Raw genomic sequence first — 13,671 nt, 5'->3', positions numbered from 1 at the left:
GGCTCAGTTCCCCCCAGTGGGCTTGGCGGGCGGGGCGGCGGGCGCGGAGGCCGGCACCTGTCCGGGCACGGAGGCCGGGACCTGGCCCGGCGCGGCGGCCGGCTGGCCCGCGGCGGGCGCCGGCGGCAGGACGGCGTCGCGCGGGTCGGCGCGCGGCGGCACGACCACCACGCCGACCAGGTCCAGCCGGGTGAACTGGACGAAGGGCTCGACCATGACGGTCTTGGTCAGCTGGCCGGCGTTGGCCTGGACCTCGACGACCTTGCCGACCGGGACGCCGGGCACGAACGGGCGGCCGCTCTGCGAGCCGAAGGTGACCAGCCGGTCGCCGGCCTTGACCTGGGCCTTGCCGTTGAGCAGCGAGACCTTCATCGGGCTGTCGCCGCCGCCGGAGGCGAAGCCGATCTCGCCGGTGCCCTCCAGCCGGGTGCCGGCCGAGAAGCCGGGGTCGGAGGCGAGCAGCACGGTGGCGGTGGTCGGGGCGACGGTGGTGATCCGGCCGACCAGGCCCTGACCGTTGATCACCGTCATGTCGCGGGTGAGGCCGTCGTCGCTGCCGGCGTCGATGGTGATGGTCCAGGAGAAGCCCTGGGCCGGGCCGATCGCGATGACCTGGGCCGCCTTGACGGTGTAGCCGCCGGCGCCGGCGGTGCGCAGCAGGTCGTCCAGCTGCTTGGTGCGCCCGGTGGCCATGTCGGAGGAGGCGAGCTTCTGCCGCAGTTCGGTGTTCTCGCGGGCGAGCTGGTCGGTGCGGCCGCTGTCGGTGGCCGCGTCCCGGAAGGCGCGGACGGTGTCGGCGACCGGGTCCACGACGGTGGCGGCTCCGCGCTCGACCGGTCCGAGGACACTGGCGGCGGCGTGCCGGGCCGGGCCGAGCGGGGAGTCCTCACCGCCCTTGATGTCCACGGTGATCAGCGCGAAGGCGACGGCCACCAGCAGGATGAGCAGCAGCCGGCTCTCTCGTGTGTCCCTCACGGTGCTGGTACTGCCCCTTCGTACCTGGCCGCCGCCCGGGGGTGTGGGGCCCGGGCGGCGGCCCGTTCAGTCGAGTGTCGGATGTGGCGCGTGGTACCGGTGGTGCGGCGACGTGTCAACGACGCGGCGAGGCGTCGAGTACCTGCTGGAGGGCCTCGAACTCCTCGACGCACTTGCCGGAGCCGAGCGCGACGGAGTCGAGCGGGTTCTCCGCGATGTGGATCGGCATGCCGGTCTCGCGGCGCAGCCGCTCGTCCAGGCCGCGCAGCAGGGCGCCGCCGCCGGTGAGCACGATGCCCCGGTCCATGACGTCGCCGGCCAGCTCGGGCGGGCACTGGTCGAGGGTGGTCTTGACCGCGTCGATGATCGCGTTGACCGGCTCGTCGATGGCCTCGCGGACCTCGGCGGCGGAGATCACCACGGTCTTGGGCAGACCGCTGACCAGGTCGCGGCCGCGGATCTCGGCGTGCTCGTCCTTCTCGCCCTCCAGGCCGAAGGCGCTGCCGATACTCATCTTGATCTGCTCGGCGCTGCGCTCGCCCAGGAGCAGCGAGTACTCCTTCTTGATGTGCTGGACGATCGCGTTGTCCAGCTCGTCTCCGGCCACCCGGATGGACTGGGCGGTGACGATGCCGCCGAGCGAGATCACGGCGACCTCGGTGGTGCCGCCGCCGATGTCGACGACCATGTTGCCGGTGGCCTCGTGGACGGGCAGGCCAGCGCCGATCGCGGCGGCCATCGGCTCCTCGATGATGTGCACCTGGCGGGCGCCGGCCTGCGAGGAGGCCTCGATGACGGCGCGGCGCTCGACGCCGGTGATGCCGGAGGGCACGCAGACCACGACGCGGGGGCGGGCGAGGTAGCGACGGCGGTGGATCTTGAGGATGAAGTACCGCAGCATCCGCTCGGTGATCTCGAAGTCGGCGATCACGCCGTCCTTGAGCGGGCGGATGGCGACGATGTTGCCCGGGGTGCGGCCGATCATCTTCTTGGCCTCGGCGCCGACCGCGAGGATCCCACCGGTGTTGGTGTTCACCGCGACGACGGACGGCTCGTTCAGGACGATGCCCTTGCCCCTGACGTACACCAGCGTATTGGCTGTTCCGAGGTCGATCGCCAAGTCGCGGCCGATGAACGACAGGTTGCTCGCCATGGGGTGTGGGTGCCTTCCCGGGCTCGGAGTTCATGGGGGGGTGGACGAATGCGCGCCCACGCTTGGGCGGAGACCAGCTGAGCTGCCTTACCGGGCCCTTGAGTCGCGTCCATCGTAGTCACGCCGCGCGGCACGGACGTAGACGTGGGGCATACCGTCCATTGTCCGGGGCGTGATCGCATCTCCGAGGATTGGGACGCCGTGTCGGCGCCTCCAGTTCCCTATTTCACGATAAGAATGCCCCGGCCGGGCCAATGGTCCCGACCGGGGCGGACGAAGGTCCTGCGGGTGCGTCACCCGCTTCCCCGGGGTGTGTCACCCCTGGTCCCGCCGGGCGTGTCGCCCGGTCCGGGTCAGGCGTGCGCGGGGAAGAAGATCTTGATCTCGCGCTCGGCGGACTCCGGGGAGTCGGAGGCGTGGATCAGGTTCTCGCGGGTGATCGTCGCGTAGTCGCCGCGGATGGTGCCGGCGCCGGCCTCCAGCGGGTTGGTGGCGCCGGCCAGCATGCGGATGCCCTTGACGACCTCCTCGCCCTCGACGATCAGCGCGATCGACGGGCCGGAGGTCATGAACTCCAGCAGCGGCTCGTAGAACGGGCGGCCCACGTGCTCCGCGTAGTGCTGCTCCAGCGTCGCCCGCTCGAAGGTGCGCAGCTCGACGGCGGCGAACCGCCAGCCGGCCTTGCGCTCGATGCGGCTGATGATCTCGCCGGCCAGGCCGCGGCGGACGGCGTCGGGCTTGAGCAGGACGAGAGTGCGCTGGGACACGGTGCGTCTCCTGGGGATTCGGTTCGGCGGACAGTCGGGTCGACAAGAGGCGCCGACAGGGCAGAGATTACCTTGCGTACACGGCGTGTCGGTCCGCCGGTCCGGGCCTCAGACCTGTACTGCGGCGGCCTCCGCGGCGGCCCGGGCGGCCTTGAACGCGTCGACCTTGCGGCCGTAGTGCACCGAGCACCACCACAGGCCGGCGAAGACCACGCCGAGACCGAACATGGTCGGCAGGATGAAGCCGCTGGCGATCAGCCCGATCTGCAGCGCCCAGCCGATCTGCACCGCGCCGGGGCGGTCGATCATGCCGCAGAGCAGGACGCACAGCGCCATCGCGATGCCGCTGACCGTCCACACCTCCGCACCGGAGACGTCGGTGAGCCGCACCGCGACCAGCGCCGCGAAGAGGATCAGCAACGCTTCGCCGATCAAGGTCGAGGAGCAGAGCGTCCTCATGTCACTTCCTCCCGAGCAGCAGGCGGGCCTCGCCCACCGTGATGACCGAACCGGTGACCAGCACCCCGGAGCCGCCGAGGTCGCCCTCCTCCTCGGCGAGGGTGACGGCGGCGGCGATGGCGTCGTCGAGCCGGGGCTCGACCTGGACGCGGTCCGGGCCGAAGACCTCCACGGCCAGCGCCGCGAGCGCGTCGACGTCCATCGCGCGGTGGGTGGAGTTCTGGGTGATGACGACCTCGGCCAGGATCGGCTCGAAGGCCTCCAGCACGCCGGCCACGTCCTTGTCCCCGGAGGTGCCGATCACGCCGACGAGCCGGGTGAAGCCGAAGGACTCGGTGAGCGCGGCCACGGTGGCGCGGGCGCCGTGCGGGTTGTGGGCGGCGTCCAGGACGATCGTGGGGCTGCGGCGGACGACCTCCAGGCGGCCCGGCGAGGAGACGCCGGAGAAGGCCTGGCGGATCTTGTCCACGTCCAGCTGCCCGCCGCGCGCGCCGCCGACGCCGAAGAAGGCCTCGACCGCGGCCAGGGCGAGGGCCGCGTTGTGCGCCTGGTACTCGCCGTGCAGCGGGATGAAGACGTCCTCGTACTCCTCGCCGCCGAGTCCGCGCAGCGTCACCAGCTGTCCGCCGACGGCGAGTTCGCGGCGGATCACGCCGAACTCCATGCCCTCGCGGGCGACCGTGGCGTCCACCTCGACGGCGCGGCGCAGGATGGTCTGGGCGGCGTCCAGCTGCTGCTGGGCGACGACGGCGACGGCACCGGACTTGATGATCCCGGACTTCTCGACCGCGATCTCGCCGGTGGTCCCGCCGAGCTTGTCGGTGTGGTCCAGCCCGATCGGGGTGATCACCGCGACGGCGGCGTCGATGACGTTGGTGGCGTCCCAGGAGCCGCCCATGCCGACCTCGACCACGGCGACGTCCACCGGGGCGTCGGCGAAGGCCGCGTAGGCCATGCCGGTCAGCACCTCGAAGAAGGACATCGGCACCGGCTGCGCCGCGTCGACCATCCGCACGTAGGGCTCGATGTCGCGGTAGACCTCGACGAAGCGCTCGGGGCTGATCGGGGCGCCGTCCAGACTGATCCGCTCGGTGACGGACTCCACGTGCGGGCTGGTGTAGCGGCCGGTGCGCAGCTCGAAGGCGTTGAGCAGCTGCTCGACCATCCGGGCGGTGGAGGTCTTGCCGTTGGTGCCGGTGATGTGGATGGAGGGGAAGGACCGCTGGGGCTGGCCCAGGATGTCCATCAGCGCCTCGATCCGGTCGAGCGAGGGCTCCAGCTTGTTCTCCGGCCAGCGTTCGGAGAGCTCCACCTCGACGTCGCGCAGGGCGTCGCCGGTGCCGCCGTCGGCGGGGCGGATGGTGTACGGGTTCGGGTCGGCCTTGTCGCTCACGACCACAGTCTACGGAGCGCCGACGGGTCCTCCTCACGGGGTGAGAACCACCACTTTGCCCATCCTTTGCCGTGATCGCCCATTTTTCTCCCTTTACTATCGATTTGGCGATTTGAACCGCAATGAAGCATCGATTCGCAACCAATGGGAGCCAACAGCCTTTGATCACTAGGAGCAGTTCGCCATGCCCGACGCCCTGCACGCATGGATCGTGCTTCGCCAGGACTCCGTCGTCCGGATCGCCGGACTGATCTCCCTGGCCCTCGTCGGCTACATGCTCCTGGTCTTCGGCCGCTTCCTCGTGTACTGGGCGGGCTCCCGGCACGCCTTCCGGCACGACCGCCCCGCCGAGCCCGGCGACCCCGCCGCCTTCCAGTGGCACCTGGTGATCCCCTGCCGCGACGAGGAGGCCGTGGTCACCCAGACCCTGGACGGCCTGCGGGCCGGCGCGCCCGAGGCCCACCTGTGGGTGATCGACGACGACAGCGAGGACGCCACCCGCGAGCTGGTGCTCGCCGCCGCGGCCCGCGACCCGCGGGTCCACCTCGTCCAGCGCCGCCGCCCGCACGCCCGGATCGGCAAGGGCGCCGCCCTCAACGCCGCCTACCGGGAGATCTCCGCCCGGCTGCCCGAGGGCACCGACCGCTCCCGGGTGGTGATCGGCGTGGTCGACGCCGACGGACAGCTCGGCCCGGACACCCTCGCCCGGGTCTGCAGCACCAAGGCCCTCGGCCGCCCCGACACCGGCGCCGTCCAGATCGGCGTCCGGATGCGCAACACCGACGACGAACTCCCGCTGCCCGGCCGCGGCCGGGCCGCCAACGCCCTGGCCCGCGCACTGGTGCGGATGCAGGACATCGAGTTCCAGGCCACCAACACCGGCATGCAGCTGCTGCGCCGCCGCACCGGCAGCGTCGGCCTCGGCGGCAACGGCCAGTTCGTCCGGCTCACCGCCCTCGACTCGCTGACCGCCGAGGAGGGCCGGGCCGGCCGCCCCTGGCCGGAGCGCGCCCTGCTGGAGGACTACGAGTCCGGCCTCGACCTGCGGCTGGCCGGCTGGCGGCTCACCCACGTCACCGAGGCCCAGGTCTCCCAGGAGGGCCTGATCTCGCTGCGCCGCTTCCTCACCCAGCGCACCCGCTGGGCCCAGGGCAACATGCAGTGCCTGCGCTACACCGGCCGGGTGCTGCGCTCCCCGCACTACACCCCGTCCGGCAAGGCCGAGGTGCTGTACACCTTCCTCCAGCCGGTGGTCTGCGTCCTGCTGGTGCTGCTCCTCCCGCTCTCGCTCGGGATCACCGGCGCCGGGGTGGTGCTCTTCCCGGAGGAGACCGCCGAGTTCCAGCTCAGGTTCGGCCCGTGGATGCTGCTCGCCTTCGTGCTCGCCGCCCTGCCGATGGTGTTCTGGGGCTTCGCCTACCGCAGGGCCGTCCACCCCGACCGGAGCCGGCTCACCGCCCTGCTCTGGGGCGTCGCCCCGCTGATCCACGAGCTCGGCGACGCCACCCGGCTGGTGCACACCGGCCAGCACTGGGACGAGGCGATGTCCGGCCGCTTCCTGCGCGACCTCGACCTGCCCGAGCCCGAGCTGCTCACCGGTGTCGGCGGCCGCCCCCGGGCCGGCCAGATCGCCCGGTCGCTGGGCCAGCTGGACACCGCCTTCGCCGAGGACCGCCCGCTGGCCGTGGTCGTCCAGGGCGACACCAACGCGACCCTGGCCGGGGCGCTGGCCGCCAACGCCCGGGGGATCCCGCTGGTCCACGTCGAGGCCGGGCTGCGCAGCTTCGACCGGGCGATGCCCGAGGAGCACAACCGGGTGATGGTCGACCACGTCTCCGACCTGCTCTGCGCCGCCACCGGGGAGAACGTCGCCAACCTGCGCGCCGAGTCGCTGGCCGAGGAGCGGATCGAGCTCACCGGCAACACCGTCGTCGAGGTGGTCCGCCGTCAACTGCCGGACGGGGCCGCCCGCGCCACCCTGCTCGCCGCGCACGGGCTGCGCCCGGACGGGTACGTGCTGGCCACCGTGCACCGCCCGGAGAACACCGACACCGCCGAGGCGCTCGGCGCGGTGCTCGCCGAGCTGGACCGGATCGCCCGGGCCGGCACCCCGGTGCTGTTCCCGATGCACCCGCGCACCCGGGCCGCCGTCGAGCGCTTCGGCCTGGACGGCCTGCTGGAGCGGCTGGCCGTCACCGGCCCGGTCGGCTACGGCGACTTCCTGGGCCTGGCGGGCCACGCGGCCCTGCTGGTGTCCGACTCCGGCGGCGTGCAGGAGGAGTGCACCGTGCTCGGCCGCCCGCTGCTGGTGGTGCGCCGCTCCACCGAGCGCCCGGAGGCGGTGGCGGCCGGCTTCGCCGCGCTGGTGCCGCCCGGCGAGGAGCTGGGCGCCCTGGCCCGCGCCTGGCTCTCCGACACCCCCGAGCGGCTCGCCCGGCTGACGGCCACCCCGAGCCCGTACGGCGACGGCCTGGCCTCGGCCCGGATCGCCGCGCTGACCGCGGCGATCGCCGGGCCGGCCGGGGTCGGGTCCGCACCACTGGCCGCGTAACGCCCCCTTGACAGCAGAATTGGTCTACTCCACCTTGTGAGGCAAGTCTCCGTTCCCGACCGGGACTTGAGTTGTCGGTAGCTCCCGCACGCGCACCATCAACACCCCGGACGGCGTTCCTCCCCCACGAGGCGCCGCCGGGCCTCCCCCACTGGAGACGGAGTCATGCCACCTGCCCGACACCGGCGCCCGCGCGCCGTCCGTTCGCTGCTCGCCGGAGCGAGCGCCCTGGTCATCGGCCTGGGCGGACTCGCCCTGGCCGACGGCACCGGCGCCCACGCCGCCGACACCGATCTGATCACCAACGGCGGCTTCGAGACCGGGAACCTGTCCGGCTGGACCTGTTCGAGCGCCACGGTCCGGAACACCGCCGCGCACTCCGGCACGTACGCCCTGCAGTCCACCCCGAGCGGGAGCGACACCGGCGAGTGCACCCAGACCGTCGCGGTGAAGCCCTCCTCCTCGTACACCCTGAGCTCCTGGGTCCAGGGCTCGTACGTCTACCTGGGCGCCCGCGGCACCGGCGGCACCGATCCGAGCACCTGGACCCCCGGCGGCACCGGCTGGACCCAGCTGAGCACGGGCTTCAGCACCGGCCCGAACACCACCAGCGTCACCGTCTACCTGCACGGCTGGTACGGGCAGCCGGCCTTCGCCGCCGACGACGTCTCGCTGCTCGGGCCCGGCGGACCGCAGCCGTCCCCGAGCCCGACCGCCACCACCACCTCCACCGCCTCGCCGAGCCCGACGGCCACCGCCACGGGCACCGGCAGCCCCACCCCCACCGGGACGTCGACCCCGACCAGGCCCCCGGGCCTGCCCAAGCACATCCTCACCGGCTACTGGCAGAACTTCGACAACGGCGCCACCGTCCAGCGGATCAGCGACGTCCCGGCCGCCTACGACATCATCGCGGTCTCCTTCGCGGACGCCACCGCCACCCGCGGCGGTCTGGGCTTCACCCTCGACCCCGCCCTCTCCTCCCGCCTCGGCGGCTACACCGACGCCCAGTTCAAGGCCGACATCGCGGCCAAGCGGGCGGCCGGAAAACGGGTGGTGCTCTCCATCGGCGGACAGAACGGCACGGTCTGGGTGGGCGATTCCGCCTCCGCCGCGAACTTCACCGACTCCGCCTGGGCGCTGATGCAGGGCTACGGCTTCGACGGGATCGACATCGACCTGGAGAACGGCATCAGCTCCACCTACATGGGCCAGGCGCTGCACGCCCTCGCGGCAAAGGCCGGGAGCGGATTCGTCCTCACCATGGCGCCGCAGACGATCGACATGCAGTCGACCGGCATGGAGTACTTCAAACTGGCGCTGAACGTGAAGGACATCCTCACCATCGTCAACATGCAGTACTACAACTCCGGCGCGATGAACGGCTGCGACGGGAACGTCTACTCGCAGGGCACCGAGAACTTCCTCACCGCGCTGGCCTGCATCCAGCTCAAGGGCGGGCTGCGCCCCGAGCAGGTGGGACTCGGGGTACCGGCCTCCACCAGCGCCGCCGGCGGCGGGTACCTCGCCGCCGGCACGGTCAACAACGCGCTGGACTGCCTGGCCTCCGGCACCAACTGCGGCAGCTACAAGCCGGACACCAAGTGGCCGGGCATCGGCGGCGCGATGACCTGGTCGACCAACTGGGACGCCAAGGCGGGCAACCCGGTCGCGAGCACCATCGGTTCGCATCTGCACGCCATGCCGTAGCCGGACCGGCCGGCCTGCCCGGCTGCCGGCGGCCCGGGTTCAGACCCCGGCCCGGGCCTCCGGCACGTGCGCGGCGCCGCCGTGCCGACGGCGCAACTCGGCCGTGATCTCGGCCAGTTCGCCGTCGGGCAGCAGCGGCAGCATCATCGCGACGCCCTGCAGCAGGCCGCCGAGCAGGAAGGTGGTGTCCGGCGTCGCCGCCACCAGGCCGCGGACCTCGGCCACCTCGCCGGCCGCCACCGCCTCGATCAGCCGGGCGGCGCTCGCGGTCTCCTCGTCCACGTCGACCGCGCCGGTGTCCTCCGGGGCGCGCCGGGCCATCGCCCGCAGCACCCTGTCGCCGACCTCGGGGGCGTACGCCTTGCGGACGGCCTCGGCGGCGATCCAGGTAAGCAGGGTGGTCACCTCGCGCTCGGCGTGCTCGGCGAACAGCAGGTCCAGCTCGTGGTCGAACGCGATCTGGTTGCCGTGCCGGAACGCGAGCAGCAGGGTCGCCGCCCTGGCCTTGGCCTCCTCGACCGCCTCCAGAGGCAGTTCGTCGGCCAACTCCTCGGTCACCACCACGCCATGCCCTCCCGTCCGTCGCTCAGCAGGAACGCTCAGCGGAAACGCCCATTCGGAAACTCCGTGCACACGGTACACAGCGGACCTGCAAACTTCCGCGAACCCGCGCGGGCAAGACCGGAATCAATTCGCTCGGAATAGGACCTCACCCGGTCGCAGGATGATAATTCGCCGGAAGGGAGCAATGTTTCTGGGCTATTTGGTGTAGTGAAAGCACCCGGGTAGCCGTTCCGGAAGCGAACACCGGAAAAACGCCCGAGGGGCCGCACCCCGCGTGTCGCGGTGTGCGGCCCCTCGGGGACCGGTCCGGGCTCAGCCCTGCGGCAGCGCCGCGAGCTGGGCGGTGATCCGGGCGATGTCGGCCTCGGCGGCCTCCTGACGGCCCCGGATCTTGGCGACCACCTCGTCCGGCGCCTTGGCGAGGAACGCCTCGTTGCCGAGCTTGGCGGTGGTCTGGGCCTTCTCCTTCTCGGCGGCCGCGAGGTCCTTGGCCAGGCGCTTGCGCTCGGCCGCGACGTCGATGGTGCCGGAGAGGTCCAGCGCGACGGTGGCACCGGCGACCGGCAGCGAGGCGGTGGCCGCGAAGCCCTCCTCGGGAACGGTCAGCCGCAGCAGCGAGCGGATCGCGTCCTCGTGGACGGACAGCACGGTGCCCGCCAGCTCCAGCTGGGCCGGGACGCGCTGCGCGGGCTGGAGGCCCTGGTCCGAACGGAACCGGCGGACCTCGGTGACCACCTGTTGGAGGGTGGCGATCTCCGACTCGGCGGCCGCGTCACGGTAGCCGCTGTCCTTCGGCCACGCGGCCACGACCAGCGACTCGGCGCCGGTGAGCGTCGTCCACAGCGCCTCGGTGACGAACGGGACGACCGGGTGCAGCAGCCGCAGCGTGACGTCCAGGACCTCGCCGAGCACCCGGCGCGAGGCGTCCGCCTGCGGGCCGCCCTTGGCCAGGGTGGTCTTGGAGAGCTCGACGTACCAGTCGAAGACCTCGTCCCAGGCGAAGTGGTACAGCGCGTCCGTCGCCTTGGCGAACTGGAAGTCGTCGTACAGCGCGTCCACCTTGGCGACGGTGGCGTTCAGCCGCGACAGGATCCAGCGGTCGACCGCGGTCATGTCCTCGGGCGCGGGCAGCGCGCCCTCGGTGGTGGCGCCGTTCATCAGCGCGAAGCGGGTCGCGTTCCAGATCTTGTTGCAGAAGTTGCGCGAGCCCTTGACCCAGTCCTCGCCGATCGGCACGTCGGCGCCCGGGTTGGCGCCGCCGGCCAGGGTGAAGCGGACGGCGTCGGCGCCGTAGGCGTCCATCCAGTCCAGCGGGTCCACGGCCGTGCCGGAGGACTTCGACATCTTCTTGCCGAACTCGTCGCGCACCAGACCGGTCAGGGCGACGGTCTTGAACGGCGCCTCGCCGTCCATCGCGTACAGGCCGAACATCATCATCCGGGCGACCCAGAAGAAGATGATGTCGTGGCCCGTCACCAGGACGTCGGTCGGGTAGAACTTCTCCAGGTCCGCGGTCCGCTCCGGCCAGCCGAGCGTGGAGAACGGCCACAGGCCGGAGGAGAACCAGGTGTCCAGGACGTCCGGGTCCTGGACCCAGCCCTCGCCGGTCGGCGGCTGCTCGTCCGGACCGACGCAGACGACCTCGCCCTCGGGGCCGTACCAGACCGGGATCCGGTGGCCCCACCAGAGCTGGCGCGAGATGCACCAGTCGTACATGTTGTCGACCCAGTCGAAGTAGCGGCGCTCCAGCTCCTTCGGGTGGATCTCCACCTTGCCGTCGCGGACGGCGTCGCCGGCGGCCTTGGCCAGCGGCTCGACCTTGACCCACCACTGCAGCGACAGCCGCGGCTCGACCACGGTGTGGCAGCGCGAGCAGTGGCCCACGGCGTGCATGTACGGGCGCTTCTCGGCGACGATCCGGCCCTGCTCGCGCAGCGCGCCGACGACGGCCGAGCGGGCCTCCAGCCGGTCCATGCCGAGGAAGGGGCCGTGCACGGTGATCGCACCGCGATCGTCCATGACCGTCAGGTTGGGCAGGCCGTGGCGCTGGCCGATGGCGAAGTCGTTCGGGTCGTGCGCGGGCGTCACCTTGACGGCGCCGGTGCCGAACTCCGGGTCGACGTGCTCGTCCGCGACGACCGGGATCTCACGGTCGGTCAGCGGCAGCTTGATGGTCCGGCCGACCAGGTGCCGGTAGCGCTCGTCCTCGGGGTGGACGGCCACCGCGGTGTCGCCCAGCATCGTCTCGGCCCGGGTGGTGGCGACGACGATCGAGTCCTCGCCCTCGCCGTAGCGGATCGAGACCAGCTCGCCCGGCGTGTCCTCGTGCTCCACCTCGATGTCGGACAGCGCGGTGAGGCAGCGCGGGCACCAGTTGATGATGCGCTCGGCGCGGTAGATCAGGCCGTCGTCGAAGAGCCGCTTGAAGATGGTCTGGACGGACTGGGACAGGCCCTCGTCCATGGTGAAGCGCTCGCGCGACCAGTCCACGCCGTCGCCGAGGCGGCGCATCTGGCCGAGGATGCGGCCGCCGTAGCTCTTCTTCCACTCCCAGACCTTCTCGACGAAGGCCTCCCGGCCCAGGTCGTGGCGGGAGAGGCCGGACTCGGCGAGCTGCTGCTCGACCTTGTTCTGGGTGGCGATGCCGGCGTGGTCCATGCCCGGCAGCCAGAGCGTCTCGTAGCCCTGCATGCGCTTGCGGCGGGTCAGCGCGTCCATCAGCGTGTGCTGGAAGGCGTGGCCCAGGTGCAGGGCGCCGGTGACGTTCGGCGGCGGGATGACGATGGTGTAGGCGGGCTTGTCACTCTTCGCGTCCGCGGTGAAGTAGCCACGCTCCACCCAGCGCTCGTACAGCTCGCCCTCTACGTCCGCGGGGGTGTAGGTCGTCGGGAGGGTCGCTGCTTCGTCCCCGGCAAAGGTGCTCACGGGGCGCTGGTTCGTCGTGTCGGTCACGACGCACAGTTTACGTAACCGGGGGGAGGGTCACGAACCGCTTTCGGTGCCCGGACCCGCCGCGCCCGGGCGGGCCCCGGTCCGCCACCGTGCGGTAGCGTGCCCGGGCACTCGTCCGGCGGACCGGACGGGCACGGAACGACTGGACACCACGACAGGCCGCGGGTGCGGCGGGGGAGCACGAACGCAGATGTACGGCCAGGGACAGCAGTACCCGCAGGGACAGCCGCAGCCCTACGGCGGCCAGCCGCCGCAGTACGGGGGGCAGCCGCCGCAGTACGGCCAGCCCCAGCAGCAGCCCTACGGCGCACCCCAGCCCCCGTACGGCCAGCCCCAGTACGGGCAGCCGCCGCAGCAGCCCTACGGCGCACCCCCGCAGCCGTACGGCGCGCCGCCGCAGGCGCCGTACGGCCAGCCGGGCTACCCGCCGCCCCAGCAGCCCAAGGGCAAGGGCGGCCTGGTGATCGGGCTGGTGGTCGGCGCGCTGGTGCTGGGCGGCGGCGGCTACGCCGCCTGGTCGTTCCTCGGCGGCAAGGACGCGGGCGGCCAGTACAAGCTCACCGCCCCGCAGACGCTGCTGGACGGCTACGTCCAGAAGTCGGCGAAGGAGGAGGCCGCCGACATGAGCAAGCCCGAGGTCTCCAAGGTCGGCAAGGACCTGCACGCGGTGGTGGCCAGCTACGGCAAGGGCACCGACGTCAAGAACGTGGACTCGCTCTCGGTGATCGGGATCTACGGCGACCTCAACGACCCGGACCAGATCATCGCGGACTCGAAGAAGGACGGCGGCGGGGTCAGCTGGACCACGCCGATGACCGACTACCCCGCGAAGGACAGCCACGCCTCCGCCGGCAAGCTCAGCTGCGGCGTGATCAGCGTGATCGCCGGCAAGGCCGGGCCGACGGTCTGCGTGTGGGCGGACAAGTCCACCTACGGCCGGGTCACCTTCACGAAGATGAGCCTGGGCAGCACCGGCGGCGACAGCGGCCAGGGCGTCACCCCGGACCAGGCCGCGGAGAAGACCCGGGCGATCCGCGACGCCATGAAGGTCGCCAAGTAGCGCGCGCGTGACACGGGAGGGGGCCCGCACCCGAGCCCGTGCGGGGGCCCTCCCATGTTGCTGGGGTACTGGGGGGGGAGGCCTTCT

The 13,671-nt window shown here is 72.0% G+C and carries 10 protein-coding genes; 3 read left to right on the top strand and 7 right to left on the bottom strand.

Translation table 11 applies throughout. The features are described from left to right. Positions 1-3 precede the first annotated feature (3 nt). From mreC to ACFVGO_RS25770, 5 genes are all read right to left on the bottom strand, one after another. Complete coding sequence (gene mreC, locus ACFVGO_RS25790; RefSeq protein ID WP_359908150.1) at positions 4-975, bottom strand: rod shape-determining protein MreC; 972 nt, start codon at positions 973-975, stop codon at positions 4-6. 115 nt (positions 976-1,090) lie between these two features. Continuing rightward, positions 1,091-2,116, bottom strand: a complete 1,026-nt coding sequence (locus ACFVGO_RS25785) for a rod shape-determining protein (protein ID WP_049648984.1) — start codon at positions 2,114-2,116, stop codon at positions 1,091-1,093. A 365-nt stretch (positions 2,117-2,481) separates the two neighbouring features. Continuing rightward, positions 2,482-2,895 carry a nucleoside-diphosphate kinase gene (gene ndk, locus ACFVGO_RS25780; protein ID WP_359908153.1) on the bottom strand — a complete coding sequence of 138 codons (414 nt, stop codon included), beginning with the start codon at positions 2,893-2,895 and terminating at the stop codon, positions 2,482-2,484. Positions 2,896-3,003: 108 nt separating this feature from the next. Next, positions 3,004-3,354, bottom strand: coding sequence for a DUF4233 domain-containing protein (locus ACFVGO_RS25775; protein ID WP_359908156.1), 351 nt, complete (start codon positions 3,352-3,354; stop codon positions 3,004-3,006). Position 3,355: 1 nt separating this feature from the next. Next, the gene (locus tag ACFVGO_RS25770) at positions 3,356-4,747 is read right to left on the bottom strand and encodes a bifunctional folylpolyglutamate synthase/dihydrofolate synthase (protein ID WP_380634308.1); all 1,392 of its coding nucleotides are present in this window, start codon (positions 4,745-4,747) and stop codon (positions 3,356-3,358) included. Positions 4,748-4,931: 184 nt separating this feature from the next. Between ACFVGO_RS25770 and wecB the strand changes: the two genes are divergently transcribed. Together wecB and ACFVGO_RS25760 are read left to right on the top strand one after the other, a co-directional pair. After that, positions 4,932-7,298 carry a non-hydrolyzing UDP-N-acetylglucosamine 2-epimerase gene (wecB, locus tag ACFVGO_RS25765; RefSeq protein WP_380634306.1) on the top strand — a complete coding sequence of 789 codons (2,367 nt, stop codon included), beginning with the start codon at positions 4,932-4,934 and terminating at the stop codon, positions 7,296-7,298. A gap of 165 nt (positions 7,299-7,463) precedes the next feature. Further along, positions 7,464-9,008 carry a chitinase gene (locus ACFVGO_RS25760; RefSeq protein WP_380348078.1) on the top strand — a complete coding sequence of 515 codons (1,545 nt, stop codon included), beginning with the start codon at positions 7,464-7,466 and terminating at the stop codon, positions 9,006-9,008. 39 nt (positions 9,009-9,047) lie between these two features. Here the strand turns inward: ACFVGO_RS25760 and ACFVGO_RS25755 are convergent, their stop codons facing one another. Further along, positions 9,048-9,572 (bottom strand): hypothetical protein, encoded by a 525-nt coding sequence (locus tag ACFVGO_RS25755; RefSeq protein ID WP_359908168.1) that lies wholly within the window; start codon positions 9,570-9,572, stop codon positions 9,048-9,050. A gap of 312 nt (positions 9,573-9,884) precedes the next feature. Further along, positions 9,885-12,524 (bottom strand): valine--tRNA ligase, encoded by a 2,640-nt coding sequence (locus ACFVGO_RS25750; protein ID WP_359908171.1) that lies wholly within the window; start codon positions 12,522-12,524, stop codon positions 9,885-9,887. A 190-nt stretch (positions 12,525-12,714) separates the two neighbouring features. Here ACFVGO_RS25750 and ACFVGO_RS25745 point away from each other — a divergent pair, with 190 nt between their 5' ends. Then, positions 12,715-13,584 (top strand): hypothetical protein, encoded by an 870-nt coding sequence (locus ACFVGO_RS25745; RefSeq protein ID WP_380348082.1) that lies wholly within the window; start codon positions 12,715-12,717, stop codon positions 13,582-13,584. Positions 13,585-13,671: the final 87 nt, after the last annotated feature.

Source organism: Kitasatospora sp. NPDC057738, from assembly GCF_042798815.1.
In the GTDB taxonomy this organism is placed as follows: domain Bacteria; phylum Actinomycetota; class Actinomycetes; order Streptomycetales; family Streptomycetaceae; genus Kitasatospora; species Kitasatospora lactacystinica.
The sequence above is the reverse complement of the archived record's forward strand: the minus strand, read 5'-3'. Positions and strand labels throughout refer to the sequence as shown.

What these genes read in the sequence shown, in the direction of transcription:
- ACFVGO_RS25775 (WP_359908156.1), bottom strand. Translation starts at nt 3,354, where the DNA reads ATGAGGACGCTCTGCTCCTCGACCTTGATCGGCGAAGCGTTGCTGATC.
- wecB (WP_380634306.1), top strand. Translation starts at nt 4,932, where the DNA reads ATGCCCGACGCCCTGCACGCATGGATCGTGCTTCGCCAGGACTCCGTC.
- ACFVGO_RS25760 (WP_380348078.1), top strand. Translation starts at nt 7,464, where the DNA reads ATGCCACCTGCCCGACACCGGCGCCCGCGCGCCGTCCGTTCGCTGCTC.
- ACFVGO_RS25745 (WP_380348082.1), top strand. Translation starts at nt 12,715, where the DNA reads ATGTACGGCCAGGGACAGCAGTACCCGCAGGGACAGCCGCAGCCCTAC.